At 68.7% G+C, this 25,191-nt stretch carries 26 protein-coding genes, 3 tRNA genes and 1 pseudogene; 8 read left to right on the forward strand and 22 right to left on the reverse strand.

Annotated elements, in window-relative coordinates; genetic code table 11:
- Nucleotides 1–89: 89 nt before the first annotated feature.
- The 4 genes and pseudogenes from panC to H623_RS0111620 all read right to left on the reverse strand — a co-directional run bounded on the left by panC (nucleotide 90) and on the right by H623_RS0111620 (nucleotide 4,175).
- On the reverse strand, nucleotides 90–950 hold the full coding sequence (gene panC, locus H623_RS0111605) for a pantoate--beta-alanine ligase (RefSeq protein ID WP_022901104.1): 861 nt from the start codon (nucleotides 948–950) through the stop codon (nucleotides 90–92).
- A gap of 230 nt (nucleotides 951–1,180) precedes the next feature.
- A pseudogene (locus H623_RS19495) lies at nucleotides 1,181–1,867 on the reverse strand (DUF2520 domain-containing protein); the annotation flags it as partial.
- The gene (locus H623_RS21120) at nucleotides 1,867–3,681 is read right to left on the reverse strand and encodes a PH domain-containing protein (protein ID WP_022901106.1); all 1,815 of its coding nucleotides are present in this window, start codon (nucleotides 3,679–3,681) and stop codon (nucleotides 1,867–1,869) included. The pseudogene H623_RS19495 and the gene H623_RS21120, both read right to left, overlap by 1 nt.
- Nucleotides 3,678–4,175, reverse strand: coding sequence for a PH domain-containing protein (locus tag H623_RS0111620; RefSeq protein WP_026940255.1), 498 nt, complete (start codon nucleotides 4,173–4,175; stop codon nucleotides 3,678–3,680). Before H623_RS0111620 ends, H623_RS21120 begins: the two co-directional genes overlap by 4 nt.
- 284 nt (nucleotides 4,176–4,459) lie before the next feature.
- On the opposite strand from H623_RS0111620, the gene H623_RS0111625 reads away from it, so the two are divergent.
- The gene (locus tag H623_RS0111625; RefSeq protein WP_022901107.1) at nucleotides 4,460–5,074 is read left to right on the forward strand and encodes a biotin transporter BioY; all 615 of its coding nucleotides are present in this window, start codon (nucleotides 4,460–4,462) and stop codon (nucleotides 5,072–5,074) included.
- A gap of 137 nt (nucleotides 5,075–5,211) precedes the next feature.
- On the opposite strand, the gene H623_RS0111630 is transcribed toward H623_RS0111625, so the two are convergent.
- The 10 genes from H623_RS0111630 to tilS all read right to left on the reverse strand — a co-directional run bounded on the left by H623_RS0111630 (nucleotide 5,212) and on the right by tilS (nucleotide 13,073).
- A complete protein-coding gene (locus H623_RS0111630) occupies nucleotides 5,212–5,616 on the reverse strand; it encodes a VOC family protein (RefSeq protein ID WP_022901108.1) in 405 nt (134 codons plus the stop codon).
- A gap of 9 nt (nucleotides 5,617–5,625) precedes the next feature.
- Nucleotides 5,626–6,141 (reverse strand): helix-turn-helix transcriptional regulator, encoded by a 516-nt coding sequence (locus H623_RS19505; RefSeq protein ID WP_022901109.1) that lies wholly within the window; start codon nucleotides 6,139–6,141, stop codon nucleotides 5,626–5,628.
- Between the two features lie 75 nt (nucleotides 6,142–6,216).
- The gene (locus H623_RS0111640) at nucleotides 6,217–6,696 is read right to left on the reverse strand and encodes a DUF3180 domain-containing protein (protein ID WP_022901110.1); all 480 of its coding nucleotides are present in this window, start codon (nucleotides 6,694–6,696) and stop codon (nucleotides 6,217–6,219) included.
- Nucleotides 6,693–7,205 carry a 2-amino-4-hydroxy-6-hydroxymethyldihydropteridine diphosphokinase gene (folK, locus tag H623_RS0111645; RefSeq protein ID WP_211218002.1) on the reverse strand — a complete coding sequence of 171 codons (513 nt, stop codon included), beginning with the start codon at nucleotides 7,203–7,205 and terminating at the stop codon, nucleotides 6,693–6,695. The genes H623_RS0111640 and folK overlap by 4 nt, the downstream gene beginning before the upstream one ends.
- Nucleotides 7,202–7,612, reverse strand: a complete 411-nt coding sequence (gene folB, locus H623_RS19510) for a dihydroneopterin aldolase (RefSeq protein ID WP_033371913.1) — start codon at nucleotides 7,610–7,612, stop codon at nucleotides 7,202–7,204. The genes folK and folB overlap by 4 nt, the downstream gene beginning before the upstream one ends.
- Nucleotides 7,609–8,529: a dihydropteroate synthase gene (gene folP / locus H623_RS19515; protein ID WP_022901111.1), complete on the reverse strand. Its 921-nt coding sequence runs from the start codon at nucleotides 8,527–8,529 to the stop codon at nucleotides 7,609–7,611. The genes folB and folP overlap by 4 nt, the downstream gene beginning before the upstream one ends.
- Nucleotides 8,526–9,098 (reverse strand): GTP cyclohydrolase I, encoded by a 573-nt coding sequence (folE, locus tag H623_RS0111660; protein WP_022901112.1) that lies wholly within the window; start codon nucleotides 9,096–9,098, stop codon nucleotides 8,526–8,528. Before folE ends, folP begins: the two co-directional genes overlap by 4 nt.
- Before the next feature lie 19 nt (nucleotides 9,099–9,117).
- On the reverse strand, nucleotides 9,118–11,130 hold the full coding sequence (ftsH, locus tag H623_RS0111665; RefSeq protein ID WP_022901113.1) for an ATP-dependent zinc metalloprotease FtsH: 2,013 nt from the start codon (nucleotides 11,128–11,130) through the stop codon (nucleotides 9,118–9,120).
- Nucleotides 11,131–11,259: 129 nt separating this feature from the next.
- Entirely contained in the window at nucleotides 11,260–11,811 is a 552-nt protein-coding gene (hpt, locus tag H623_RS0111670) for a hypoxanthine phosphoribosyltransferase (protein ID WP_022901114.1), read from the reverse strand.
- A 194-nt stretch (nucleotides 11,812–12,005) separates the two neighbouring features.
- The gene (tilS, locus tag H623_RS0111675) at nucleotides 12,006–13,073 is read right to left on the reverse strand and encodes a tRNA lysidine(34) synthetase TilS (RefSeq protein ID WP_022901115.1); all 1,068 of its coding nucleotides are present in this window, start codon (nucleotides 13,071–13,073) and stop codon (nucleotides 12,006–12,008) included.
- A gap of 144 nt (nucleotides 13,074–13,217) precedes the next feature.
- On the opposite strand from tilS, the gene H623_RS0111680 reads away from it, so the two are divergent.
- Complete coding sequence (locus H623_RS0111680) at nucleotides 13,218–13,709, forward strand: inorganic diphosphatase (RefSeq protein ID WP_022901116.1); 492 nt, start codon at nucleotides 13,218–13,220, stop codon at nucleotides 13,707–13,709.
- Between the two features lie 140 nt (nucleotides 13,710–13,849).
- On the opposite strand, the gene H623_RS19520 is transcribed toward H623_RS0111680, so the two are convergent.
- Nucleotides 13,850–15,358 carry a C40 family peptidase gene (locus H623_RS19520; RefSeq protein WP_022901117.1) on the reverse strand — a complete coding sequence of 503 codons (1,509 nt, stop codon included), beginning with the start codon at nucleotides 15,356–15,358 and terminating at the stop codon, nucleotides 13,850–13,852.
- A gap of 19 nt (nucleotides 15,359–15,377) precedes the next feature.
- Nucleotides 15,378–16,667: a M23 family metallopeptidase gene (locus H623_RS0111690; protein ID WP_022901118.1), complete on the reverse strand. Its 1,290-nt coding sequence runs from the start codon at nucleotides 16,665–16,667 to the stop codon at nucleotides 15,378–15,380.
- A gap of 234 nt (nucleotides 16,668–16,901) precedes the next feature.
- On the opposite strand from H623_RS0111690, the gene H623_RS0111695 reads away from it, so the two are divergent.
- The 3 genes from H623_RS0111695 (at nucleotide 16,902) to H623_RS0111705 (ending at nucleotide 17,226) form a co-directional block, all read left to right on the forward strand.
- Nucleotides 16,902–16,974, forward strand: a tRNA-Glu gene (locus H623_RS0111695).
- A gap of 40 nt (nucleotides 16,975–17,014) precedes the next feature.
- Nucleotides 17,015–17,088: transfer RNA gene (locus tag H623_RS0111700), tRNA-Asp, on the forward strand.
- Between the two features lie 62 nt (nucleotides 17,089–17,150).
- Nucleotides 17,151–17,226, forward strand: a tRNA-Phe gene (locus H623_RS0111705).
- 239 nt (nucleotides 17,227–17,465) lie between these two features.
- Here the strand turns inward: H623_RS0111705 and H623_RS19530 are convergent.
- Nucleotides 17,466–18,401 carry a LysR family transcriptional regulator gene (locus H623_RS19530; protein WP_022901119.1) on the reverse strand — a complete coding sequence of 312 codons (936 nt, stop codon included), beginning with the start codon at nucleotides 18,399–18,401 and terminating at the stop codon, nucleotides 17,466–17,468.
- A 101-nt stretch (nucleotides 18,402–18,502) separates the two neighbouring features.
- On the opposite strand from H623_RS19530, the gene H623_RS0111720 reads away from it, so the two are divergent.
- Entirely contained in the window at nucleotides 18,503–19,474 is a 972-nt protein-coding gene (locus tag H623_RS0111720) for an amidohydrolase family protein (RefSeq protein ID WP_022901120.1), read from the forward strand.
- A 147-nt stretch (nucleotides 19,475–19,621) separates the two neighbouring features.
- Here the strand turns inward: H623_RS0111720 and H623_RS0111725 are convergent, their stop codons facing one another.
- Nucleotides 19,622–20,284 carry a TetR/AcrR family transcriptional regulator gene (locus H623_RS0111725; RefSeq protein ID WP_022901121.1) on the reverse strand — a complete coding sequence of 221 codons (663 nt, stop codon included), beginning with the start codon at nucleotides 20,282–20,284 and terminating at the stop codon, nucleotides 19,622–19,624.
- 217 nt (nucleotides 20,285–20,501) lie between these two features.
- Between H623_RS0111725 and H623_RS0111730 the strand changes: the two genes are divergently transcribed.
- Both H623_RS0111730 and H623_RS0111735 read left to right on the forward strand, forming a co-directional pair.
- A complete protein-coding gene (locus H623_RS0111730; RefSeq protein ID WP_022901122.1) occupies nucleotides 20,502–21,128 on the forward strand; it encodes an NADPH-dependent F420 reductase in 627 nt (208 codons plus the stop codon).
- 63 nt (nucleotides 21,129–21,191) lie between these two features.
- A complete protein-coding gene (locus H623_RS0111735; RefSeq protein WP_022901123.1) occupies nucleotides 21,192–21,848 on the forward strand; it encodes an FMN-dependent NADH-azoreductase in 657 nt (218 codons plus the stop codon).
- Nucleotides 21,849–22,339: 491 nt separating this feature from the next.
- Here H623_RS0111735 and H623_RS0111745 read toward each other — a convergent pair whose 3' ends face one another.
- The 4 genes from H623_RS0111745 to H623_RS0111760 all read right to left on the reverse strand — a co-directional run bounded on the left by H623_RS0111745 (nucleotide 22,340) and on the right by H623_RS0111760 (nucleotide 25,154).
- Nucleotides 22,340–23,101, reverse strand: a complete 762-nt coding sequence (locus H623_RS0111745; RefSeq protein WP_022901125.1) for an SCO1664 family protein — start codon at nucleotides 23,099–23,101, stop codon at nucleotides 22,340–22,342.
- Nucleotides 23,101–23,637 (reverse strand): DUF3090 domain-containing protein, encoded by a 537-nt coding sequence (locus H623_RS0111750; protein WP_026940258.1) that lies wholly within the window; start codon nucleotides 23,635–23,637, stop codon nucleotides 23,101–23,103. Before H623_RS0111750 ends, H623_RS0111745 begins: the two co-directional genes overlap by 1 nt.
- Before the next feature lie 160 nt (nucleotides 23,638–23,797).
- Entirely contained in the window at nucleotides 23,798–24,592 is a 795-nt protein-coding gene (locus H623_RS0111755) for a histidine phosphatase family protein (RefSeq protein WP_026940259.1), read from the reverse strand.
- Nucleotides 24,593–24,704: 112 nt separating this feature from the next.
- Nucleotides 24,705–25,154, reverse strand: coding sequence for a universal stress protein (locus tag H623_RS0111760; RefSeq protein ID WP_022901128.1), 450 nt, complete (start codon nucleotides 25,152–25,154; stop codon nucleotides 24,705–24,707).
- Nucleotides 25,155–25,191: the final 37 nt, after the last annotated feature.

The raw sequence follows: 25,191 nt of genomic DNA on the forward strand, positions 1-25,191 counted from the left end.
TCGGCACGACCGCCGGGTGTTCGTGGTGGTTGCGACGGGCTTCGCCCGCGCTGCGTGTGGTGGTTCGTCGATGCGGCCGGATGCCCGGCTCACCCGACGACGATGCTCGCGTTGTCGATGAGCCGCGTTCCGCCCACGCGCGCCGCGATGAGCACGGTGGCCTCTCCGCGGTACGCGCCGTCGACGGGACGGAACGTTCCCGGGTCGACGATGGCCAGGTAATCCAGCTTAACGGCCCCGGATGCCCGCACGCGTGCGATCCCGGCCGCCTGCGCCGCTGCCACTCCCCTCGGTGCCGCCGCAGAGGCATCCTTCAGCACGGCGGACAGCGTCACCGCTGCTGTCCGCGCCTCGTCGTCGAGATACTGATTGCGGCTGGAGAGCGCGAGACCGTCCGGCTCGCGCACGGTGGGCACCGACTCGACCGACACCGGCAGGTTCAGGTCGGCGACCAGCTGGCGCACCAGGAAAACCTGCTGGGCGTCCTTCTGGCCGAACATCACGGCATCCGGCTGCACGATGTTCAGCAGCTTCGCCACAACGGTGAGCATGCCGTCGAAGTGGCCCGGACGCGACGCCCCTTCGAGCACGGTCGCCGCCTCGCCGCCGGTGATGCGGGTCTGCGTCGGCCCGTTCGGATACATCTCGTCGACGCTCGGCACGAAGACCACGTCGGCGAGAGCGCCGAGCGATTCCAGATCGGTCTCGAGGCGACGCGGATAGCGCTCGAAGTCCTCCGACGGCCCGAACTGCAGCGGGTTCACGAAGATGGAGACCACCACGAAGTCGGCGAGCTCGCGCGCGCGGCGCACGAGCGCCAGGTGGCCGTCGTGCAAGGCGCCCATCGTCGGGACGAGGGCGACACGCGCGCCGCGGACACGGGCATCCCGAACCCGGCTGCGCACGTCGGCGATCGTCGGTGCCACGCGGGCGTCGGTGGTCTCGGTCATCTGTTCTCCGGATCGTCGGGGTCGGTGCGCGGCCAGCCGGTGGTGTCGTCCCACGGGGAGTCCGAGGTCCCCGGGAACTCGCTCGGCGCATCGCCGGGCAGGTCGTCCGGTGTGCCGCCGAGGTCCCATCGCCCGTGCGGCGGCCCGTCGCCGGGGCGCGGCTCCAGCGGGCTAGCGGATGCGGCGCCCGCCTCGAGCAGACCGGGCAGGTCGAGCGCGTCGAGCTCGGTCGGCGCGCCGGCGCGCCGCAGCGCCTCGTCGACGGATGACCGTACCAGCGACGACAGATAGGCGCCCGGATTCTCCACCCCGACCCGCGCGAGGATGCCGGATGCCTGCTCCACGATCGAGCGCGAGAACGTGGTGGCCGTGGCGATCGCCTCGGCGTACGCTGCGCGATCCTCTTCCTCGACAACCACCGGCTCTCCCCCCATCTCGACTACGAGCGCCTGCCCGATCGGCAGCACGGGCGCCGGCGCCGTGACGGCGAAGTACGTCTCGGCGAGGCGGGCCAGATCGAGGCTCGTGCCGCTGAACACCATGGCCGGATGGATCGCGAGCGGAATCGCTCCGCGCTGCAGCGCCGGCGTGAGCACCCCGACACCGTGTTCGGGCGAGGTGTGCACGACGAGCTGTCCGGGCTGCCAGGCGCCGGCGAGCGCGAGGCCGTTCACCAACTCCGCGAGCTCGGTGCCCGGCACGGCGAGCACCACGAGCTCGGCACGCTCGAGAAGGTCGGGCAGCTCCAGCACGGGCGCCCCCGGCAGCAAGGTCTCCACGCGTTCGCGGTTGCGGTCGCTGGATGTCGCCACCCCCACGATCGCGTGCCCCGCGCCCGCGAGTGCCGCGCCGAGCACCGGTCCCACGTGTCCTCCGCCGACGATGCCGACGCCGAGGCGTCCGGATCGCTGCACCATCAGACATCCCCTCCCGTACCGTCTTCTGCAGTGCCGGCGACGCCGTCTCGTGCGCCGTCCGTCTCGTCGTTGCGCTTCGTGGCGGGGTGTTCCGCGTCCGCCCAGGCGATCGCGCCCGCGGAGACGATCGCGAACAGTTCCTCGGCCTCCCGCACGTCGATCACCGGCAGCCTTCCGCGCACCGGACCGTCGATCACGTGCACGTCAGCCGAGGCCAGGTCGAGAACGCGACGCAGCGGCCCCTGGGCGACCTCGATGCTCTGCATACGCGCGAGCGGAACGAAGACGATTCTGCGCCAGAGCGTTCCGTGGCGCAGGGCGGCGACGCCGTCCGCGATCGTGTAGCCCGTCTTGCGCCACGAGAACGGGCGCAGCCAGCGCGCGCGCGACGGCGCGGACGAGAAGGCGGACTGGTCTGCGCGACGGACCATGCCGGCGTGGGCGATGGCATCCCGAATCGCGTCGTCCATCGACGGCAGCAGAAGCGGCAGCACGCGCTGCACGTCGCGTACGCTGCCCACCGGCAACGTCGTCGTGCGCGCCTCGCCAGCCGAGTTGCGGCCGCGAGTGTGGCCGGCGGTGTCCATGCGCACCTGCCACCAGCCGAACGGCCGCCACGCCAGCGGCTGCACGATCTCGACCGCATGGATGCGCCGCGGCGGGATGGTCTCGCTGCTCGTCGTCAGCAGGCCGAATCCGATGCGCACGCCCTGATCGCTGCCGGAGATGTTGTAGCGCAGCGCCTTGCTGAAGCGGCGAACGAAAAGGCCGCCGAGGCTCAGCACGGTCGGGAAGATGATGATGATCAGCCAGAGCCGACCGGTGGAAGCGCCGACGATCATCGCGATCACGATGAGGAACATCACGATCGTGGGCCCGCTCAGCAGAAGGGAGCCGGCCAGGCGTCCGGGGTGCATGCGCACGACGGACTCCGGCGGCGCGGCATCCGGGTCGAGGTCCGCCGGCAGCACGAACTCCTCTACGCGATCCGACAGGATGCCCCTGGCCGACTCCCGCAGAGACGCCTTCGGCGCGTCCCCGCCCCCCGAGCGAGCCGGGACCGCTTCAATACTCCCTGAGCGGCCCGCCGCAGCTTCAGTGCTTCCTGAGCGAGCCGCAGGCAGGTCGAAGGGCACCGCTGGCGAGTCGAAGGGCGCCGCCTGTTCCGGAGTCGACCCACCCATCGACTCGCTGCGCTCGCTCAGGGGGCGTGCGTCGCTCGACGAGCGCATGTCGCTCGGGGAGCGCGTGTCGCTCCGCCGCGCCTCTTCCGCGCGCACGCCGGAGGCCAGGCGGAGGATCTCCCGGCGCAGCGTCTCGATGACGTTCGACGGCAGATAGGCCAGATCGAGGTTCGCGTCGTGACCGGCCACCACGATCTCGAGTTTGGCGGCGCCGAAGATGCGGGCGAAGACCGGCCGCTGCACGTTGATGCCCTGGATGCGATCCAGCCGCGCTTTGCGCTCCTGCCTGCGCAGGATGCCGCTCTTCAGCTCCACGGCCTGGTGCGTCACGCGGAACACCTGCACGCGCCAGGAGAGGGTGAAGACCCCGACGCAGACCGCGATCACCACGGCTGCGATGCCGATCGCCTGCCACACGAAGTCGTGCTGCACGATCACGTCGACGGGATCGCCCGAGGGGTAGTCCGGGGTACCGATGAAGAAGTTGACGATGCGCTCGCGCAGGTTCGCGACGATCACGCCCGCGATGGCGATGATCGCGATGCCGCCCCTCAGCAGCGGCGTCGCCTTGTGCATGCGGTGCCACTCGCCGTCGGCGAGGCCGGTCGCCGCGGTGTACGGCTGGGTCACAGCCCCGTCCTGCGCGACTCGGCGAGTTCGACGAGGCGATCGCGTAGCCACGCGGCGTCCGCTTCGACGAGTCCCGGAACGGAGACCCGGCTCGAGGCGGCCGCGGTGACGAACCGGAGTTCGGCGAGACCGAGCATCCGATCGACCGGTCCTCGCTCGATGTCGAGCAGCTGCATGCGACCGTACGGCACCGCGACGAACCGTTGGAACATGATGCCGCGCCGCATGAGCAGGTCGTCGTCGCGCAGCACGTAGCCGATGGCTCGGGCGCGCCGAGGCGCGATGATGAGCTGCGCGATGCCGATGGCGACGATGACGATGAGTGCGATCCACGCCCACCACCAGGCCAGTACGAGCCAGGCGAACACGGCGATGGCGGCCGCGATCAACGTGCTGATCAACGAGCTGACGATCACGACGACGACGTACTTCGGCGAGACCCGATGCCACTGCATCGTGCCGTCGGGCCCGGCGACATCGAGTCGTTGCGACACGGGGAGCTCCTCGGTTGGCGCCCGCCGCACCGGACTCCGGCAACGGATGCCGGGCAGGCGGCGATAGTGCCCTCCATGCTACTGAGCGGACACGGCGCGGGACTGGACGCGGCGTGCGAACGCGTGGCAAGCATCCGCTGATCGTCGCCGACGGCACCCCCTTGGCTCATTCGACCAAAGAAGACCGCAAAGCGATGTGGAGACCCTCACCCCGACCGTGCTCGTCTGCGCGCCTAGTGTGGGGACGTACCGCGTCACCCCCACCGTCACGGATCGGAGACCACGTGTCCACTGCAACCTCGACCCCGCGCCTACTCCCCACGCTCGCCGATCGCGTCGTGCCGCGCAGCGCGGTGGCGAACGGCCTGCTCATCGTCGCCGGGACCGCGCTCGTCGCGATCTCCGCGCAGATCTCGGTTCCGCTCTGGCCCGTGCCGGTGACCGGCCAGACACTCGCCGTCATGCTCGTGGGCGCGAGTCTTGGATCGTGGCGGGGTGCGGCATCCCTCGGCCTCTACGCCGTGCTCGGCCTCGTCGGCCTCCCGATCTTCGCGGAATTCTCCGGCGGCCCGGCCTCCGTGCTGTCGCCGAGCTTCGGCTTCATCATCGGCTTCATCCCTGCCGCTGCGCTGATCGGATGGCTGTCAGAGCGCGCCTGGGATCGTCGCCCCGTTCTCGCTGCGGCCGGCTTCTTCGCCGCGAGCATCGTGCCGTTCCTCGTCGGCCTCCCGTACCTCGCTGTCGTGCTGGGCAACCTCGGTCTGCCGAACGACTTCGCCGCGGTGATGGCCGCGGGGTTCACGCCGTTCATCGTCGGCGGCATCATCAAGTGGGCGATCGCGGCCGCACTGCTTCCGATCGCGTGGGCCCTCGTGCGCCGCATCGATCGCCGCCGCTGAGTCAGCCCGTGATCGGGGCCGCCCTCCCGGCTGCCGTTCCCGAGGATGGAGAGCACCTCGATCGTCAATGACGTTCGACGTGCCGTATGTCCTCGGGAACGGTGCGCAGGCCGACAGGCCAGGCCTGCCGGTACGGCTCAGGCCTGCGCGATGCGGATCAGGTTTCCGGAGGGGTCGCGCACCGCGGCATCCCGAACACCCCAGAACTGATCCGTGGGCTCCTGGATGATCTCAACGCCCGCGGCCGCCGCGAGCTTGTCGAACGTGGCACCGAGGTCATCGGTGCGCAGCTGCAGCATCTGCAGCTCACCCTTGGCCAGAAGCGCCGCGACCGCGTCGCCGTTCTCCGCCGAACGACCGGCCTGCGGCTGCTCGAGCACGATCTCGATCTCGGGCTGGCTCTGGGTGGTGAGCGTGATCCAGGTGAATCCGCCGTTCTCGACCGTGTTCTTCACTGTCAGGCCCAGAATGTCGCGATAGAAGGAAAGTGATGCCGTCGGGTCGTCGACCAGGACGTGCACTCCGCTGATGGAAACTGTCATGGCTTCACGCTAGGCGGATGCCTGCACCGCGGTCTTCTCCGAAACTGCTCGTTCTCGTGACGGTGCGTCGTCACCGCGACCGTCGCCGCGACTTGCCAGCTCGAGCTCGTCCAGATGCGCGCGTCCCTCGTTGCGGCGCGGCCGCGTCAGGACCATCGCCTGACACGACGCGAAGGCATCCAGCTGCTCGTGGTCGCGCCCGCGATACGCGGACGGCGTCTCCCCCACCAGCTCGGTGAAGCGGGAGGAGAACGAGCCGAGACTGGTACAGCCGACGGCGAAGCAGACATCCGTCACGCTGAGATCGCCCCGGCGCAGCAGCTCCTTCGCCCGCTCGATGCGCCGCGTCATGAGGTAGGAGTACGGCGTCTCGGAGTACTCGTCGCGGAACCGCCGGCTGAAGTGCGCCGGCGACATCAGCGCCGTCTGCGCGAGGGCGGGAACGTCGAGCGGCGCCGCGTACTCGCGGTCCATGCGGTCGCGGGCTCTGCGCAGTCGGCGCAGTTCGTCCAGGTCGGCTGCCATCGTCTCAGTCTGCCTCCTGCCCACGACATCACACGAGTCGGCCGTTCGACGCGCTTCGCTCGCTCCGAGCCGCGCTCAGCGCGCAGGCACGTGATCGGCGTGCTCGCGCTCCTCGTCCTTCGGCGGCGGGAGCGTGCAGAAGAACTCCGCGATCAGCCCGCCGATCAGCAGGATGACCGCGGTCGCCGCCGCGACCACGCTCAGCCAGATCGAGTCCGCGCTCGCGACAACGGTGCGGGTCAGCACGTAGACGACGACACCGATTCCCACGCCGGTGAGCAGCCCGCCGACCATGCTGCACGCCTTGGCGAGCACGGCGACCCGCATGGCGCGGAACGGATCGACATGCACCTTCACCTTGCTGTGCACGGCGCGGCGGATCGGCACGGCGACCAGCACCACGATCACGGCGATGGCGATCAGCGTGATCGACAACGACAGCGGCGGGATCAGCATCGGAGAGCCGGCCGCCACGAGCGCCAGCTCGACCAGGTAGCCGATCGCGAGCCCGATGACGCCGAGCGCGATCAGCGCGATGGGTCCGGTGCGCTTCACGACGCGTCTCCTTCTCGAAGTCGTGCCAGCAGCGCGTCCACACGCCCCAGGCCCGGGAGCGTGGCATCCGGATCGACGGCGAGCCAGGGGGCGAGCACGAACTCCCGCTCGGATGCTCGTGGGTGCGGCAGCGTCAGCGTCTCGTCGGCCAGGTGCCGACCGCCCATCGCGACGATGTCGAGGTCGAGCGTGCGGTCTCCCCAGCGCTCGACGCGAACGCGACCGTGGGCATCCTCGATGCGATGCAACTCGTCGAGGAGCGCGTGCGGATCGAGCGCGGTCGAGATCAGAGCGACACCGTTCAGGTAGCGCGGAGCGTCCTCGTCGACACCCTCGACGCGGAGAGCGGCGGTCTCGATCAGGGGAGAGACGGCATCCAACCGCACGCCCGGTGTCGCCGCGAGATCGTCCAGCGCGGCTCGGATCGTGGCTCCCCGGTCACCGAGGTTGCTGCCGACGGCGATCACCGTCGGCTCCAGCGGCCGCAGTCGCTGCGGCTTCGCGATCACGACTCCGCCTCCTCGAGCTGGCCGTCGTCGACACGGCCCTCCTCGAACCAAGGCCGGTCGCGCACCACGGTCACCGCCACGTCGCCGAACGGAACCGTGATCGGCGCGTTCGGCTTGTGCACGGTGACCTCGGTGCGGTCCACCGCGAACCCGAGCACGACGCGCGCCACCCGCTCCGCGACGGTTTCGATCAGGTCGACGGGGTCGGATGCCACCGCCTGCGTGACCGCCTCGGCCAGCTCCCCGTAGTGCACGGTCTTCGCCAGTGCGTCGCCCCGGGCCGCCGGTGCGAGGTCGAGCCACGCGATCACGTCGATCACGAAGTCCTGGCCCTCACTCCGCTCGAAGTCGAAGACGCCGTGGTGGGCGCGCACGCGCAGCCCCGTCAGCGTGATCCGGTCACTCACGACTTCTGCTCCTCACCATGCAACACGCCCACCCGGCTACCGGACCCCTGGGTACCGGACCCCTGGGTACCCAGTCCCTGGGCCCCGGGCCCCTGGACGCCGGACCCCTGGGCACCGGGTCCCTGGGTACCGAGCCATCGGCGCGCCACCTCGAGCGCGATCCGCGTGGAGACCACGTCGTGCACCCGAACGCCCCACACACCATCGCGCGCCGCGAACGCCGCGACCACGGCGCTGGGCAGGTCGCGATCCTGGGGGGTGGCGCCGGGCTCCATCAGCTCGCCGAGGAACCGCTTGCGCGACGCCCCGAGAAGCACGGGCAGCCCGGCCTGTTCGAACTCGGCCAGGTGCCGCAGCACGTCCCAGTTGTGCTCAGCGGTCTTCGCGAACCCGAGGCCCGGGTCCACGATGATCCGCTCGGGCGCGACGCCCTGCGCCTCCAGCGCGTCCACGCGACGGAACAGCTCCTCGCGGATCTCGCGCGCGGCATCCGTGTACCTCGCCAGGTCGTTCATCACGGTGCTGTGCCCGCGCCAGTGCATCACCACGTAGTCCACGGCGCGTTCGGCGACGAACGGGCCCATGGCCGCGTCGGCGAGCCCACCGGAGACGTCGTTGACGATCTGCGCACCGGCATCGACCGCCGCCCTCGCCGTCTCGCTGTTCATCGTGTCGATGCTCACGCGGATGCCCCGCGCCGCCAGCTCGCGCACGACCGGCAGCACGCGCCCCAGCTCGGCAGGGATCGGCACGCGTTCGGCGCCGGGCCGCGTCGACTCGCCGCCGACATCGACGATGTGCGCGCCCTGCTCGGCGAGCTCGACGCCGTGCGCGATGGCGGCGTCGGTGGACGCCCACCGTCCGCCATCGCTGAACGAGTCGGGCGTCACGTTCAGCACGCCCATGATGCGCGTCACTTCACGCCTCGACCGATCAGGGCGATGAGCTCCGCGCGTGTGACGGGGTCGCTCAACTCGCCGCGGCTGGCGATCGTGACCGTCGAGGCATCCGTCTGCCGTGCACCGCGCGTGGTCACGCAGGCGTGCGTCGCGTCGAGCACCACGAGCACGCCGCGCGGATCGAGCCCGGTCACGAACGTGTCCGCGATCTCTTCGGTGAGCCGCTCCTGCAGCTGCGGTCTCGCCGCCAAGATCTCGACCACCTTCGGCAGCCGCCCCAGTCCCACGACCCGGTCCCCGGGCAGGTACGCCAGGTGCGCCACCCCGGTGAACGGCAGCAGGTGGTGCTCGCAGACGGACCGGAATCGGATGTCTCGCAGCAGCACGGTCTCCGCGTCGCTGTCGCCGAGCGGCACCGTCTCGCTCAGAGGCTCCACCGGATCGAGCGCGAGGCCGCCGAAGAACTCCTCGTAGGCATCCGCAACGCGTGCCGGGGTCTGCTGAAGCCCCGGCCGCGAGCCGTCCTCGCCGATCGCGGCCAGGAGTTCGACAACGGCCGCTTCCACTCGTGCGCGGTCGATGGCCATGCGGCTAGTCTGCCCGTCCTTACGCCGTCGCGGGGCGCGGCTTGATCTGACGCGAACGCTTCGGCTTGCCCGGGTTGGGGTCGGAGTCGACGCCGCCATCGACCACGCCCTCGTCGATGGGCGCCGTCTCCGGCTCGGGGAACGCGATCGGCGGGATTCCCGGCGAGACGCGGTTCTCCGCCGACACCCACTCCGGACGCTCCGGCAGCTTCTTGACGTCCTTGAAGATCTCTGCGATCTGGTGGTGGTCGAGCGTCTCCTTCTCGAGGAGTGCACGAGCCAGGCTGTCGAGAATCTCGCGGTTGTCGTTGATGACCTGCCACGCCTCGTCGTGCGCCTTCTCGATGAGCGCCCGCACCTCGGAGTCGACCCGTTCGGCGATGCGCTCGGAGTAGTCGCGCTGGTGACCCATGTCGCGGCCGAGGAACATCTCGCCCGACGACTGCCCGAGCTTCACGGAACCGATGTCGGAGCTCATGCCGTATTCGGTGACCATCTTGCGGGCGATGCCGGTCGCCTTCTCGATGTCGTTGGACGCGCCGGTAGTCGGGTCTTTGAACACGACCTCCTCGGCGACGCGTCCGCCCATCGCGTAGGCGAGCTGGTCGAGGAGCTCGTTGCGCGTGACGGAGTACTTGTCTTCCAGCGGCAGCACCATCGTGTAGCCGAGGGCACGGCCGCGGGGAAGGATCGTGATCTTCGTCACCGGGTCCGTGTGGCGCATCGCGGCGGCAGCCAGGGCGTGGCCGCCCTCGTGATACGCCGTGATGAGCTTCTCCTGGTCCTTCATGACGCGCGTACGGCGCTGCGGGCCGGCGATCACGCGATCGATGGCCTCGTCCAGCGCTCGGTTGTCGATCAGCTGCGCGTTCGAGCGCGCCGTGAGCAGCGCTGCCTCGTTCAGCACGTTGGCCAGGTCGGCACCGGTGAAGCCGGGCGTCTTGCGGGCCACGACCTCGAGGTCGACGCCGGCGGCGAGCGGCTTGCCTCGACCGTGCACCTCGAGGATCTTCTTGCGGCCGACGAGGTCGGGGGCATCCACGCCGATCTGACGGTCGAAGCGGCCGGGGCGCAGCAGCGCCGGGTCGAGGATGTCGGGGCGGTTCGTCGCCGCGATCAGGATGACGTTGGTCTTGACGTCGAAGCCGTCCATCTCCACCAGGAGCTGGTTCAGCGTCTGCTCGCGCTCGTCGTGTCCACCGCCGAGACCCGCGCCGCGGTGGCGGCCGACCGCGTCGATCTCGTCGACGAAGATGATGGCCGGCGCGTTCTGCTTGGCCTGGTCGAACAGGTCGCGAACGCGGCTGGCTCCGACGCCGACGAACATCTCGACGAAGTCCGATCCCGAGATGGAGTAGAACGGAACGCCCGCTTCACCCGCGACAGCGCGGGCGAGCAACGTCTTACCGGTTCCGGGAGGGCCGTAGAGCAGCACACCCTTGGGGATGCGCGCGCCGACAGCCTGGAACTTCGCCGGCTCCTTGAGGAAGTCCTTGATCTCCTGCAGCTCTTCGATCGCCTCGTCGCTGCCGGCGACGTCGTCGAATGTGACCTTCGGGCTCTCCTTCGAGACCAGCTTCGCCCGGGACTTGCCGAACTGCATGACCTTGTTGCCGCCGCCCTGCATGCCGGAGAGCATGAGCCAGAAGAAGACGCCGATCAGCAGCACCGGGAGCAGAATGCTGAGAATCGAGAGCCACCAGCTCTGCTGCGGCACCTGGTCGTTGTAGCCCTTGGGCAGGTCGGCGCTCGAGACGGCCTTGACCACGTCGGTTCCGCGCGGCTCGACGTAATAGAACTGCACCTGCGTGCCGTTGGAGCCGTCGGCCTTCTTCAGCGTCATGTCCACACGCTGGTCGTTGTCGACGATCGTGGCCTGCGAGACCTTGTCTCCCTTGAGGAGGTGCAGCCCGTGCTCGGTGCTGATCTCCTTGTAGCCCGACATGGTGATCAGGCTCGAGCCGATCCACACGATGACGACCGCGAGCACGATCCACAGAATGGGGCCCCGGAAGATCTTTTTCAGGTTCATGGTCCTGTCAGGGTACCGCCGTGTTCCTTGGCAACCACTCCGTGTTCGCTCAGGGCGCGCAGTGCGATTCCCGCGACCGACGCGCCCGCAGACATCCGCTGGAACGCGCGGCGAGCGCTGCGGCCCTGGTCACTCGTAGACGTGCGGCGCCAGGATGCCCACGGAGCGCAGATTGCGGTACTTCTCCGCGAAGTCGAGGCCGTAGCCCACCACGAAGTCGTTCGGGATCTCGAAGCCGACGTACTTGACGTCGACCTCCACCTTGGCGGCATCGGGCTTGCGCAGCAGAGCGCAGATCTCGACGGATGCCGGTCCGCGCGTGATCAGGTTCTCGCGCAGCCACGAGAGTGTCACGCCGGAGTCGATGATGTCTTCCACGATCAGCACGTGCCGCCCGGCGAGCGCAGCGTCGAGGTCCTTGAGAATGCGCACCACACCGCTCGACTTGGTGCTCGCGCCGTACGAGCTCACGGCCATCCAGTCCATCTCGAGCGGGATGCTCAGCGCCCGCGCCAAGTCGGCCATCACCATCACGGCGCCTTTCAGCACGCCGACGAGCAGCACATCCTTGCCCGCATAGTCCGCGTCGATCTGCGCGGCGAGCTCGGCCAGGCGTTCCTGGATCTGTTCCTCGGTGACGAGCACCGTCGTGAGATCGCCCTGGATGTCCTCTGGCAGCATGCATCCATCCTCGCACGCACGTCGCCGCGCTTCTCGCGGCGTCGCTCTGCGCCCGCTTCGTGCCCTGGTTCCATCCGTCGCACGTCCCCGCTGCCACACAATGCCGATTCCGCTGTCGCGAAGTGAACTCGCTTTGTGACAGCGGAAAGGGCTGCACACGACACGATGAGCCCAGCGCCGGTGTCGCTGGGCGCTCAGTGGTCGTGCGGCAGCAGTCGGGTCGCCCCGGTCGTGGAGAACACGATGTGACCGCCGGCTCGGGATGCCCGCACGCCGCCGGGCAGATCGAGTGCCTTCTGCCCGTGCCAGTCGGTCACGAGACGTGCGACCGCGAGCACGTGCACGCGCTCCAGTGCCACGCCGAACTCGCTGAAGACCACGTGCCGGATGATCCGATTCCGCAAGGCCGCCGGGTTCGCCTCGAGCGCACGCACCGACACGGCGATGCCCGCCTCCGCCGGTTCGCAGATGTCCTCGATGACCTCCTCGATCATCTCGTCGAAGGCTTGCGCGTCTTCGCGCAGTTGGTCGGCCGTGCGGGCCAGCGCTTCCGCGACCCCCGGTCCGAGCTCGCGCTCCAGCACCGGCAGCACGTTCTGCCGCGCGCGCACCCGCGCGTAGGAAGGGTCGAGGTTCTGCGGGTCGTCCCACATCGTGAGCCCGGCATCGCGGCAGGCCTGCCGTGTCGTCTCGCGCCGGATGCCCAGCAGCGGGCGGAGCACGGCGCCCCGCCCGCCGGCGCGCACTTCGGAGTGCAGGTCGGAGCGCGGCGCCATGCCCTGCAGGCTCGTCGCACCGGACCCGCGCGCCAGTCCGAGCAGCACGGTCTCGGCCTGGTCGTCCAGTGTGTGCGCGAGCAGCAGATGAGTCGCGCCTGTGTCGGCGAGCGCCCCGGTGAAGGCCGCATAACGGGCCTCGCGCGCCGCTTTCTCGGGTCCTCCCGCCGCGGCGGCATCGGCCACCTGAACCCGCGTCACGACCACGGGGGCGAGGCCGAGGGCGACCGCCTGCTCACGCGCGCGTTCGGCGGCGGAGGCCGAGGCATCCTGCAACCCGTGGTCCACGATCACCGCACCCACCCGGATGCCCGCCCGCGGCCCCTCGAAAGCGGCTCCCGCCGCCAGCGCGAGCGAGTCGCCGCCGCCGGAGAGACCGACGAGCACGAGGTCCCCCTCGGCAACTCCGGCGGCGGCGAGGCCCTCGCGCACGGCGCGCCGGATGTCCGCGATCGGCGGTGTCAGGCGCGGGCGTCGGGGCTCCATGCTTCCACGCTAGGCCGTCATGGCCGTGGCATCCGCGGCGCGGGTAGATTGGAGGCGCGTGTCTGCGGCGGTGGCGTGCGCTAGCGGCCGCGGCGGGCATCCATCAGCCACACCATCACCCCACTCATCGAACTGGAGCACCGCATGGCCGACTACGACGCGATCATCGAGATTCCGCGCGGCAGCCGCAACAAGTACGAAGTCGACCACGAGACCGGTCGGGTCTACCTCGACCGCGTGCTGTTCACAAACTTCAGCTACCCCACCGACTACGGCTTCTTCGAGAACACCCTCGGCGAAGACGGCGACCCGCTCGACGTGCTCGTGCTGCTCGACTACCCGCTCTTCCCGGGCGTCGGCGTGAAGGTGCGTCCGGTCGGCGTGCTGCACATGAGCGACGAGGCCGGCGGCGACGACAAGGTGATCGCCGTGCAGTACAAGGACCCGCGCTGGAAGCACATCCAAGACGTCGACGACATTCCGGAGTACACGAAGAACGAGATCCAGCACTTCTTCGAGCACTACAAGGATCTCGAGCCGGGCAAGTGGGTCAAGGTGGATGCCTGGGGCACCGCCGCCGACGCCGATCGCCTCGTGCAGGAGGCCGCCGCGCGCCTCGCCGAGCAGGGCCACTGAGGCCGATCACGATCGTGAGGTCGAGCCGGCGCTGAGGACGGGCGCCACCGCGGATCAGTCACGCGATGGCGCCCGCGCCTGAGCGGCCAGGGCTTTGCGGCGAGCAGTAGGTCTGCTGCGGCCGCGCTCGGCTCGCGCCGTCAGGCCGATGGGCGCGCCACGTACGGATACGGCGACCCCCACAACCCCTGCACCGCGAGAGGTTCGCCGTAGTCGCGCGCCGCGATGATCTGGTTGTTCCCCAGATAGATGGCGTCATGGTAGAAGCCGCCGTCGTACCAGAAGATGATGTCGCCGCGCTGCCGCTGGCTCAACGGGACGAGCTGTCCCCTGGCCTGAGCCGTGTAGTACTGGTCGCCCACGCTGTGGGCGCCGACGTAGATGCCAGCGGCTCGGTAGGCCATCATCACCAGTCCCGAGCAGTCGTAGTACGTCGGCCCCTCGCCGCCGAGATCGTACGGGGCGCCGAGATGGGCGTAGGCGTAGTTGATGGCGGTCTCGACGGCGCTGCTGTTCGGTGCGCCCGCCGAACCGCCGGTGGAACCTCCCGGTGCGCTCGACCCGCCCGACGAGCCGGAGCCGCCGGCTGAGCCCGAACCGCCACCCGATGAGCCCGAGCCCGCGGACGGACCCGAACCGCCGGCCGAGCCCGAACCACCGGCTGAGCCCGAACCACCGTCCGACGTTCCGGTCGTCGACGGAGCGGTCACGGCCGCCTTCGCCGCCGCGGCGCGCGCCACGCCGTCCGCGTGCTGCTGCGCCACCTGTTCCGACACGTTCTGCAGCGAGGCGAGCTGCGTCACGAGCTCTGCCTGCTTCGTCTTCTGCTGAGCAAGGGCCGTCTGCGCCGCACCCGCGGCATCCTTCGCCGTCTGCAGGGCCTCGTCGGCGTCGTCGGCGAGCTTCTGGCGCGCCTTCTCGGCCGCGGTCGCCTGGTCCGCGAGGGCCGACGCCGCGTTCTTGTCGGTGATCGCCTGCTTGTAGATGGTGCTCGACTGTTCCGTGAGCTGGCTCATCGTGCCGAGCTGGTAGAGCAACTTGTCGGCACGGTCGGCGTCGCCTCCGGAGAGCATCAGGTTGATCGACGAGCCGCCACCCGATCGTGCGAGATGCGACGCCAGAAGACCGGCACGCATCGCGGATGCCTTCGCCGTCTTCTCCGCGGTCGCCGCGTCCTTCTTCAGGCCGGCCGCTTTGGTCGTGGCGTCGTCGAGCTTGACCTTGGTCTCGAGGTAGGCCTCCGCGGCCTTCTGCGCGGCGAGGCTCGCGGCATCCGCATTCTTCTGCAGGCCCGCGATGAGCCCGTTGATCTTGTCGACGAGCGCCTTCTGCTGCGTGACATTGGCCTTGGCCTGCTGCACGTCGTTCCAGCTCGGGTAATCGTCGGCGTGCGCCGCCGGGGCGACGATTCCGATGGATGCCGTGATCACCCCGACCGCGGCCGCCCCGAGTGAGAGGGTGCGGAACGAACCGGTGCGGTTCTGCGCGCGCGGTTCCGCGCGCGCGTCATCCTTCACCGGCGACCCTTCGGCCCAGAGCGCACGCTCACGGCGCCGACGCTCTGCTCCGAGAATGTCGGCGTCGAGCCGCGAGCCATCCTCATTCCGCGGGTCTCCTCGGCGCGCCTTGTTCGACGTCTCTCGTGCCATATCGCCCCCCCGCGACAGATCAGGTGAGAGGTGCGCCGTGCGAGGCCATGAACGGGACCGGGTTGATCGCGCTACCGCCTTCACGCACCTCGAAGTGCAAATGGCATCCGGTCGAATTGCCGGTGCTCCCGACCCTCGCGATCGGCTCTCCGGCGCCGACGGACTCGCCGTAGCTGACCAGGATGCCTCCGCTCACGATATGTCCGTATCCCGTAGAAATGCCACCCCCGTTGTCGAGGAGCACGAAGTTTCCGTAGCCGCCGTTCCACCCGGCATAGGTCACTGTGCCGGCGTGCGCGGCGTAGATCGTGGCCCCGCAGTACGCTCCGATGTCGGTCCCCTCGTGATAGCTCGTGCAGCCGGAACACGGCGAGACGCGCCAGCCGAAGTAGTCCGTGATGGGGCCGCTCACCGGCACCGCCCACCCCTGCGAGCCGACCGATCCGCCGGCCATCGCGGCGGCCGCGGCGGCCTCGGCCGCCTCGGCCGCCTTGCGCCGAGCCTCGACGCCCGCCTGGTAGCGCGCCACGGTTTTCGTGGTCGTGTCCTTGAGTGCGGCGAGTTGCGCCTCGAGCACGGTGGACTGCGCCTGCTGCGTCGCAAGCGCATCCTGCGCCGCCTTCGCTGCGGCGGTCGCCTTCTGCAACGCGGTGTCCGCATCGTTGCGGAGCCCCTCGCGCTCGGTTCGCGCCGCGCTCGCCTGGTCGCTCATGGCCTTGGCGGTATTGCGGGCCTGCTCCGCCTGCTCGTAGATGCCTGACGTGTTCTCAACCAGCTTCGAAGCCGCACCGAGGTGATCGAGCAGCTTGTCGGCATCCTTCGAACTCTTGCTGCCGCTGAGGAAGAGGTTCGCCGTGAGGTTGCCGCCGCCGGAACGGTACAGTTCCGCGGCAAGCCGTCCGGCCTGGGTCGTGGCCGCGGTCGCCTTCTTCTCCAGACCGGATGCCTGAGCCTGCAACTCCTGCGCCCTCACGTCGGCGAGATCGAACTTCTGCTGCGCCTCGTGGTATTCGTCGCCCGCCTTGACCGCGGCATCCTGGGTCTGCTGCACCTGCGTCTTCAGGCTCGCGATGAGCCCCTCGATCTTGGTCACCTCCGCCTGCGCTGCGGCTTGGTTCGACTTGGCGTTCTGCACGTCGGTCCAGCTCGGATAGTCGTCGGCGTGCGCCGGCATCGCGATGCCGCCGACCAGAGCCGCCGCCAGGATGCCCGTGAGCAGCGCACGCGCGCCCGTCCCCCGAACGCCTCGCCTTCGTGCACGCGGGCGGCGTGAGCGCACGCGTCGTTGCGCACGGTCGTCTCGCGTCATGGTTCTCGTCCTCAGCTGATCACCCGAAACATCGAGCGGAGGGTCGTTGGTCGGCCGGATGTCTGTGCGACTGTACCCCGGCCAGGTAGCATCGCCCGTGCCATTCGGCGCTCGTCGCGGGATTGGCATCGACCGGGAATGCTGGCCTCCGACGCGGACGGCGCCGGTTTGGAAATCCGCCGGGCCTCATTTAGGCTTTAGCGTCGGCAGTCAACGCCAAGAAAACGTGAAGACGGCCCCATCGTTTAGTGGCCTAGGACGCCGCCCTTTCACGGCGGTAGCACGGGTTCGAATCCCGTTGGGGTCACGGCGAGGCCGACTACACTGATAACTGAATAAACACACAAGGCCCTGTGGCGCAGTTGGTTAGCGTGCCGCCCTGTCACGGCGGAGGTCGCGGGTTCAAGTCCCGTCAGGGTCGCTGAGGAGAAGCCCTTCTGCGGAAGGGCTTCTTTTCGAGTGGCACCCCTTGTTCGGTGCTGCGGCTCTGTAGCTCAGTTGGTAGAGCGTTCGACTGAAAATCGAAAGGTCACCGGATCGATGCCGGTCGGAGCCACCAGTGAAGCCCCGCCGGTCAGCCGGGGGTTTTCTTGTTTCCTGGAAGACGTGCTGGAGATCCGGCAAGCCCTGTTCCAGCGAGGAACAGGACGAGCCGCCGGCGCTGTCCACATCATGATCGCCTCCTGGGCCCACGTGAATGCCGCCGCAGTCCTCATCGCGGACCATGACTTCGACTCCACCGCCCAAGCGGTCCCTGGATTGCTTCACGAGTACATACCGAGCCCGTAAAGGGATCCGTCATCGGTCGTTCGGCGCGATGCTGTTCTGTGCCGGTCCGCACGCCTGACCGACGCCCTCCGCGACCCGCGCTATCACGAGATCCGAAAAGGCCTTCACGGCGGGACGCTGCGGGATCGATCGCTGCGCGAGCACGAGCGTGCGGGAGGGAATCGCGCGTGCGAGCTCGACCGTCCGGATCCCGGCCCAACCAGAGATAAGCGACTCCGGGAGGAAGGCTGCGCCGAGGCCGGCTCGAATCATCTCGATGGCGGAGGCCACATCGGCGACTTCGAAGAGCACATTCCTTTCCGTGCGGTTCTGAGCGAAGTAAGCATCCGTTCTGCGCCTGTTGGGCCAGCTCGGCGGGAAGTCGACGGTCGCTGCCGCGGCGGCTTCTGCAACCGACCACGGCCGGTCGGGCTCTTCCGATCCGGCTGCGGTGGTCAACACGAGGCTGAGCGTTCCGACCGGCGTCGCCTGCACCGCCTGCGGGATTGACGACGGTTTCGGCAGAAGTGCGAGGTCGAACTCGCCGTCGAGGAGCGAGCTGAGATTCCAGTCGTTGGCCGTCTCTGGTACCCGCAGGCGAACGTCGACGAGAGGCAGCACGCGGCGCATTTCGTGCAAGACGCGGCCGAGGTTCAGGCTTCCTGTGGAGAGCGGGCAACCGATGGTCACGGTGCCGGCGACGGGCCCCTGCAACGCAGCCAACTCCTCCTGCACCGCGGTTGCTTCGGACAACATGCTGCGAGCTCGTCTCAGGAGCAGCATCCCGGCCTCGGTCGGCCTCGCCGCTCGGGGCGTACGTGTCAACAGCTGTTGGCCGAGTTCCGCCTCGAGCCGGCTGATGGCGGACGACACCGTGGACTGCACCACGTGTTCGCGTGCGGCTGCACGCGTGAAGCTCTCCTCCTCAGCAATGGCCACAAAATACGACAGTTGCTGCAGATCCATACACGCAGTATCGACCCGGCCGATACGGGTTCGAGAGAAGTCGTTGGATTCAGAGGAGGGACGACATCCATGGTGGGAAGGACAGAAAGTAGGGCGTAACCATGCGACTCATCGCGCTCGAAGAATCATTCTCCCTCCCCACCCTCGCTTCACGCTTCCCCGGGATGCTCGACCTCGGTCCCATCCGAGTGAGTTCCGAGTTCGTGCACCACGTCGCCGAAAGACTCCCCGAGCTGGCGGGCATGCGGCTCGCCGACATGGATGCGAACGGCGTCGACGTGCAGGTGCTCTCTCTCACGGCTCCCGGGGTACAGGCAGCAGCGCTGGCCCCGTCGGATGCGACTGGTATCGCTCGCGAGGCCAACGACGCTCTGGCGGAGACTGTTCGGCGGCGCCCCGACCGGTTCGTCGGCCTGGCTGCGGTAGGACTGCAGGACCCACGAGCCGCTGTGACGGAGGCCCGCCGATCCATCGGCGAACTGGGGATGCGCGGCGTGCTGGTCAATGACCACACGGATGGGCGGTACCTGGACGACCCCGCGTTCGAGCCGTTCTGGGACGTTCTCGAAGAGCTCGACGTTCCGCTCTACATCCACCCCGGGGCGCCCACCCGGGAGCAATGGGCGCTCGCCGACGGCGCTCCCGAGCTGATCGGCCCGCTCTTCACCTGGGGCGCCGAGACCGGCGGACACGCACTCCGTCTGATCTTCGGCGGGGTCTTCGACAGGCATCCTTCGGCGCGAGTGATCCTCGGCCACATGGGCGAGTATCTGCCGTTCATGATGTCGCGGCTGGATTCCCGCTACGCGACCCTCGACTCCGGGCGTCGCATCCGACGGATGCCTTCCGAATACCTCGGCAGGAACATTCACATCACGACGAGCGGCGTACCGTCGCCCGCAGCGCTTACCGGCGCAATCCACGCGATCGGTGCGGATGCCATCATGTTCGCCATCGACTATCCGTGGGAAGACACGGCGTCTGCTGTCGCCGCGTTCCAGAGCGCCCCGCTCGCCGCCGACGAGCGCGAACTGATCTCGTACCGCAATGCGGAACGCCTTCTCCGTCTCTGAGGCGGGCTTGCGAGACGTAATTCATGAAGCGCTGCGCCGATCTGAAACGAAGCGTCCGGCTCGACCGGGCAAACCCTTACCGCTCAGCGGATACGCGGCCTTCGTCGCCTTTCGCGGCACCGTTTCCTCAGCCGCGGCCGGCGCTATTCAATCCACCTTGTTGAGCTGGACCATGGCGTCGTAGAGCTGCTCGTCGGTCATGGGCGCTTCGGGGATCGGATGCGCACGCTCGGCTCGGTAGGCGTCGAGCATGAGGTAGAGGTGGCGACGCCACGCGTTCGGCGCCGTGACACTGGTGGCATCGATCATCCGGCCATTCGACCAGATGAGGTTGACGATGTCGGCCATCGCGATGTCGGGCCGGGCCTTGCCGGCTTCTTGGGCTCGGGTGAGTACGGCTTCGATTTGATGGCACACCTGATCGTGGATGCGCTCTGTCTCAGGGCTGCTCGGAAAGCGACGGGAGAGGAAGTCGTTGAACCCTCGGTCTCCTGCCTGCGCCCGAAACAGGTTTTCCATGTAGTAGACGAACCCTTCCCACGGATCATCCATCTCCATGGCCTTCTCGGCACCCTCGAGGAATTCCTGGAGCCGGGGTTCAAAGGCGGCCACGAGCAGATCCAAGCGCGTCGGGAAGTGGCGATACAGGGTTCCGATGGCGACCCCCGCCTCGCGGGCGATCCTTTCCAAGGAGGCGTCTACCCCTCGGGCGGCGAACTCACGCCGCGCCGCCTCGATGAGCCTGTCGTGGCGCTTCTGAGCGTCGCGGCGCCAGGGCGCGCGGGCCCGTTCGACCTCACTCGTGCTCACACCGCCAATCTACCTCCGCACTGAGGATGCCCTCCGGTTCCGGGCTCGACAGCAACCGGACAGGTCCACCATTTTTCGATTCGGGCGTGGTGGGCGGAATACATGAGGCACCCCTCCGGTTCCATCAACAACCGGAGGGGGGCCTCACCTGTTGCTCCATTCGAGCGCTCAGCGAGAACCCGACGGCCACGGAATCGCAACGACGAAGGAGCACAACATGAGCAGCGTCAGCATCATCGGAGCGGGGAACATGGCCAAAGCCATCGGTTCCCTGGCACTCAAGGGCGGCAACACCGTCGAGATCATCGCGCGGAACGGAGACAAGGCCGAGGCGCTGGCCCGGGCGCTCGGCAACGGCGCTACGGCGGGAACGTGGGGTGCCTCACCGGCCGGAGACATCGTCATCCTCGCGGTGCTCTTCGCGGGCGCCGTGCCGGTCGTCAGGGAGTACGGCGAGGCTCTGGCCGGCAAGATCGTCGTCGACATCACGAATCCGTTCAACGCCGACGCCTCTGGGCTCGCCGTGCCTCACGACACGTCCGTCGCACAGCTGGTGGCCGACGCCGCGCCGACGAGCACCCATGTCGTCAAGGCGTTCAACACCCTCTTCAGCCACCTCGTGGCGGCGGGCGCCCCGGTGGACGTGTTCATGGCCGGCGACGATGCGCAGGCGAAAGCAGACCTGTCCGCATTCATCACCAGCCTGGGGCTGCGTCCTCGCGACGCCGGCGACCTCACGATGGCCCACTGGCTGGAGGGCGCGGGCCTGCTCGAGATGGGCCTGGCCCGCGGCGGTCTGGGATTCAACCTCTCTCTCGGCGTCAACATCGCAGGAAAGGAGTGATCGCCAGAAAGCCGACATTCACGCAAAGCCTCAAGAACAACTGACCAAAGAACTGGAAACCTTATGACCCTCTTTCGCCTTGACGCAAGCATCTTTCCCGACCGCTCCGCGAGCCGCGAGCTCGCCGACATCGTCGAAGCCGAGTGGACGGCGGCACATCCCGACGAGCAGGTGATCCGCCGCAACATCGGCGCGAGCCCGCTACCGTCCACGGCCTGGGCCGACGCCGTCGTGGGGCAGCAGCTTCCACTGGATGCGCGCACTCCCGCCCAGGAGGCCGCCATCGAGCTCGCCACCACCTTGGCCGACGAGCTCATCGCGGCCGACACCCTCGTCTTCGCGGTACCGCTCTACAACTACGGAGTCTCGCAGCATTTCAAGTCGTGGTTCGACATCCTCTACACCGACCCCCGAATCAGCGAGGGCGGTCCGGAACTCCGCGACCGTCCCGCGCTTCTGGTCACCGTCTCCGGAGGAAACTACGCGCCCGGATCGCCGAAGGAGGGATGGGATCACTCCACCTCGTGGCTGCAGCGCATTCTCGTTGACGTCTTCGGGCTGGACCTCGCCACGGTCGACCGTCGGTTCACCTTGGTCGGGGTCAACCCGAGCCTGGACCGGTTCAGGGACATGGCTGACGCGATGCGCGTCGACGCAGTCCGCGCCGCCGAGGTCGAAGGACGCCGGCTTGCCGAACGGGGCACACGCCGGGCCGCTTGAAGCAAGAACGTCCGTCGCCGCCCTGGCCAGGTTGAGCAGGGCGGCGATCGCCGTGCTCAGCATGAGGTGAAGTCACTCGGCCGGCGAACCGCGTCGCTGCACGCCGACGAATCACCACACACTCACTAATTACCGACGGCGCCTCAAACGCACATACGTGATCAACGCCCCCAAAGCGATACCCAGCGCCAACGCGCTCGCGGCCACGACGATCACCTCGACGCAGTCCTGCATGCTTCCAGCCTGTATGCGGCCGGATGTTCGCGCAGCACCCAGAACGAGGGTGCACGCCCGATGCGCCCCTGCCCGATCCGGTCGCGGCGGCCCTTCCCTGCGTGCCCCACGGGGTCCACCCCTGATGCCCCGCCCAGTAGATGTCGGGCGGGGCACCCCTCGAAATGAGGTGAAGGGGAGGTTCGGGAGCCTCCATGGGAGAAGACGCCGAACACCGGCCGATCATGACGCGGTTCTCGACGAATTCTCAGCGACGGTCAGAAGAGCGGCCAGGGCGTGGCAGGCATCCAACCGCTCGGCGCGGGAAAGACGGGGAGCGCGAGCAGGGTGTCACAGCGGTCGGCCAGCGCCTCGATCTCGTCGCCCTCGATGAGCTCCGCGAGCCGAACTCCCAGTTCGCCGTCGATGGATGCCCGCAGCCGCTCGATCCCGCGCGTCTCGTTCGCGTTCAGCGGCTCCCCCGCCCAACCCCAGAGCACTGTGCGCAGTTTGTGCTCGACGTGGAACGTGAGTCCGTGATCCACGCCGAACCGATGACCGTGCTGCATGACGAGCACGTGACCGCCCTTGCGATCCGCATTGTTCACCAGCGCATCGAACACGGCCATGCGGCGCAGTGCCGCCGAATCCTCGTGCACGAGTGCGACGGTTCTACCGTGTTCGTCCTCGCCCTCGAACACGACACGCCAGCCGTCGTGCGGCACGACATCCGTCGGCAGCACGTCGATGGCCGCCGTGCCGGTCGTGTGCTGCCACAGTTGCACCATGCCGGGACCGAGCGGCCCGTCGCCCAGCCAGGTGCGGGGAACGATGTTCCAGCCCAGCTCCTCGGAGACCAGGTACGCCGCCAGCTCACGCTGGGCGAGGTCGCCGTTCGGAAAGTCCCAGAGCGGCTGCTCGCCCGCCGACGGTTTGTAGATCACCTCGCTGCCGCCGAGTCGTGCCAGGAACGTCTCGTTGGAGGCCGTCGGAATGCGCGCGACCAGCTCCAGCGCATCGGCCGGCACGCTCGTGACCATCAGACCAGGCCGGGCTGTTCGCAGACGTGTCCGTCGGGATCCATCGGATGCCCGCATCGCGGACACAGCGGACGTCCGGCCTGCACCACCGCGCGGGTGGACTGGACGAACGCGCGGGCGGTGCCCACGGGCATCCGCACGGCGACGATCTCGGCAGGCTGCTCCTCGTCGGCGTCGTCGTCGCTCAACGGCTGGTCGGAGTAGGCCTGCAGCACGATCTGAGCGCGCGACGGATCCCAGCCGAGGCCGAGAGTCCCCGCCCGGAACTGCTCGTCGACGGGTTCGAGCGGAGCGGAATCGACCAACTCCGGCGGGGCTTCCGCGGGAATGGCGACCGGGCTGTCGGTCGTCATGAGGCCGTCGAGCAGTTGCTCGATCTTTTCCGAGAGCAACGCCGCCTGCTGCTTCTCAAGCAGCACGCTCACGACGCGACGCCCCTCGCGCACTTGCAGATAGAAGGCGCGCGAGCCGGGGCCACCGATCGTGCCCACAAGTACACGATCGGGCCAGTCGAAGCCGTGGACGACGGTGGGCATGGCCTCAGCATAGGAGGCGGGCCCGTGCTCTGTTCGAAGCGTGCCGGTCATGCCGAATGGCGCGGGCCGGTTCGGCTTCCACAGGTCTGTCATTTCGGATCCCCGCGCCGAAAGAACCACTTCTTGCGACTTGCCCGAGCGCACAGGTCGTCGCACGCCGTCAGCCGGCGGTCGCGCCACCGCCGACCGGCGCGTCCTCGTCGGGGACACCGTCCTTCAGCCACCCGAGGTCGCCACCGTGCGTGTTCATGGCGATCACGCCCGACCGCTGGCTTCCGTAGTGCACGATCGACACCGAAGCAGGCCCGACCACGATGCTCTGAAACCGATCGAACGGCAGGCCGAGGGCATCCGCGAGCACCGACTTGATGACGTCTCCGTGGCTCACGGCTGCCCAGACGGCACGCGCGCCGTACTCGGCGGTGACCGCCGCATCGTGACGCCGAATCGCCTCGACGGCACGCGCCTGCATGGCGAGCATCGCCTCGCCGCCGGGAAAGGTCACGGATGCCGGGCTCGCCTGCACGTGTCGCCACAGGTCTTCTCGCACCAACTCGTTGATCGCGCGGCCCTGCCATTCGCCGTAGCCGCACTCGGTGAGCGCCGGTTCGAGGGCCACGGATTCGAGGATCACGCCGCGCACGGCCGCGGGCTGCGCGTCCCCTGCCTTTTCGCCCTCGCCAGCATTGCCCCGATCGGCACCTTCGCTTCCGGTCGCACGGCTTCGCCCGGCACCCTCGCGCTGACTCGCGAGGATCGCCTCGGCAGTCTCCCGGCAACGCTCCAGGGGGCTCGACACGAGAGCCGCCAATGGCACGGCCGCCAGTCTCTGCGCGGTACGCTCCGCCTGGCCGCGGCCGACTTCGTCGAGCTGCACGCCGGGCATGCGGCCCGCCAGGATGCCCCTCGCGTTCGCCGCGGTGCGCCCGTGCCGCACGAGGATCACCGTCGCCATGAGGTCGAGCCTACGGTGCGCCACCGCGCCCGGGCGCGCGTTCGTGGCTTCGTATGCCCGGCCTCTGGCAGCGCCGCAGGCCTTCCGTTCAGCGCACGAGCCGCGTTCCGGCTCAGCGCACGATCAGCACCGGACAGTTCGCGTGCGCCGCGCACTCCGAACTCACCGAACCGAGCAGCAAGCCGGTGAAGCCTCCGCGACCGCGCGAGCCGAGCACGAGCATCTCGGCGCCCGTGCTGCGCTCGATGAGCACCTGCGCCGGATGCCCGAACTGCACGACGGACGTCAGGCCGGCCGGGATGTCTTCGCCATAGGCATCCTTCAGCGATTCATCGAGCGCTTGGCGCGCGATCTCCTCGAACGACGGCTCGGTCGTCATCGCGTAAGGCGACATGGCGATGGGATAGGACCAGGTCGTGACGACCTCGATGCGGGCGCCGAGCAGGCCGCCCAGGCGTGCGGCGTGGCGGAGCGCAGCGATCGACTGCTCCGAGCCGTCCACTCCGACGATGATCTTGGCGCCCTCCGGCGCTCCGTTCGCAGTGTCGGTTGTCTCACTCATGCCTTCAGCATGCGTCGCCCCTGCCCCGGATGTCACC

Source organism: Humibacter albus DSM 18994, assembly GCF_000421825.1.
Taxonomy (GTDB): Bacteria; Actinomycetota; Actinomycetes; order Actinomycetales; family Microbacteriaceae; genus Humibacter; species Humibacter albus.

What these genes read in the sequence shown, in the direction of transcription:
- panC (WP_022901104.1), bottom strand. Translation starts at nt 950, where the DNA reads ATGACCGAGACCACCGACGCCCGCGTGGCACCGACGATCGCCGACGTG.
- H623_RS0111630 (WP_022901108.1), bottom strand. Translation starts at nt 5,616, where the DNA reads ATGACAGTTTCCATCAGCGGAGTGCACGTCCTGGTCGACGACCCGACG.
- H623_RS19505 (WP_022901109.1), bottom strand. Translation starts at nt 6,141, where the DNA reads ATGGCAGCCGACCTGGACGAACTGCGCCGACTGCGCAGAGCCCGCGAC.
- folE (WP_022901112.1), bottom strand. Translation starts at nt 9,098, where the DNA reads ATGGCCATCGACCGCGCACGAGTGGAAGCGGCCGTTGTCGAACTCCTG.
- ftsH (WP_022901113.1), bottom strand. Translation starts at nt 11,130, where the DNA reads ATGAACCTGAAAAAGATCTTCCGGGGCCCCATTCTGTGGATCGTGCTC.
- hpt (WP_022901114.1), bottom strand. Translation starts at nt 11,811, where the DNA reads ATGCTGCCAGAGGACATCCAGGGCGATCTCACGACGGTGCTCGTCACC.
- tilS (WP_022901115.1), bottom strand. Translation starts at nt 13,073, where the DNA reads ATGGAGCCCCGACGCCCGCGCCTGACACCGCCGATCGCGGACATCCGG.
- H623_RS0111680 (WP_022901116.1), top strand. Translation starts at nt 13,218, where the DNA reads ATGGCCGACTACGACGCGATCATCGAGATTCCGCGCGGCAGCCGCAAC.
- H623_RS19520 (WP_022901117.1), bottom strand. Translation starts at nt 15,358, where the DNA reads ATGGCACGAGAGACGTCGAACAAGGCGCGCCGAGGAGACCCGCGGAAT.
- H623_RS0111690 (WP_022901118.1), bottom strand. Translation starts at nt 16,667, where the DNA reads ATGACGCGAGACGACCGTGCGCAACGACGCGTGCGCTCACGCCGCCCG.
- H623_RS19530 (WP_022901119.1), bottom strand. Translation starts at nt 18,401, where the DNA reads ATGGATCTGCAGCAACTGTCGTATTTTGTGGCCATTGCTGAGGAGGAG.
- H623_RS0111720 (WP_022901120.1), top strand. Translation starts at nt 18,503, where the DNA reads ATGCGACTCATCGCGCTCGAAGAATCATTCTCCCTCCCCACCCTCGCT.
- H623_RS0111730 (WP_022901122.1), top strand. Translation starts at nt 20,502, where the DNA reads ATGAGCAGCGTCAGCATCATCGGAGCGGGGAACATGGCCAAAGCCATC.
- H623_RS0111735 (WP_022901123.1), top strand. Translation starts at nt 21,192, where the DNA reads ATGACCCTCTTTCGCCTTGACGCAAGCATCTTTCCCGACCGCTCCGCG.
- H623_RS0111745 (WP_022901125.1), bottom strand. Translation starts at nt 23,101, where the DNA reads ATGGTCACGAGCGTGCCGGCCGATGCGCTGGAGCTGGTCGCGCGCATT.
- H623_RS0111750 (WP_026940258.1), bottom strand. Translation starts at nt 23,637, where the DNA reads ATGCCCACCGTCGTCCACGGCTTCGACTGGCCCGATCGTGTACTTGTG.
- H623_RS0111755 (WP_026940259.1), bottom strand. Translation starts at nt 24,592, where the DNA reads ATGGCGACGGTGATCCTCGTGCGGCACGGGCGCACCGCGGCGAACGCG.
- H623_RS0111760 (WP_022901128.1), bottom strand. Translation starts at nt 25,154, where the DNA reads ATGAGTGAGACAACCGACACTGCGAACGGAGCGCCGGAGGGCGCCAAG.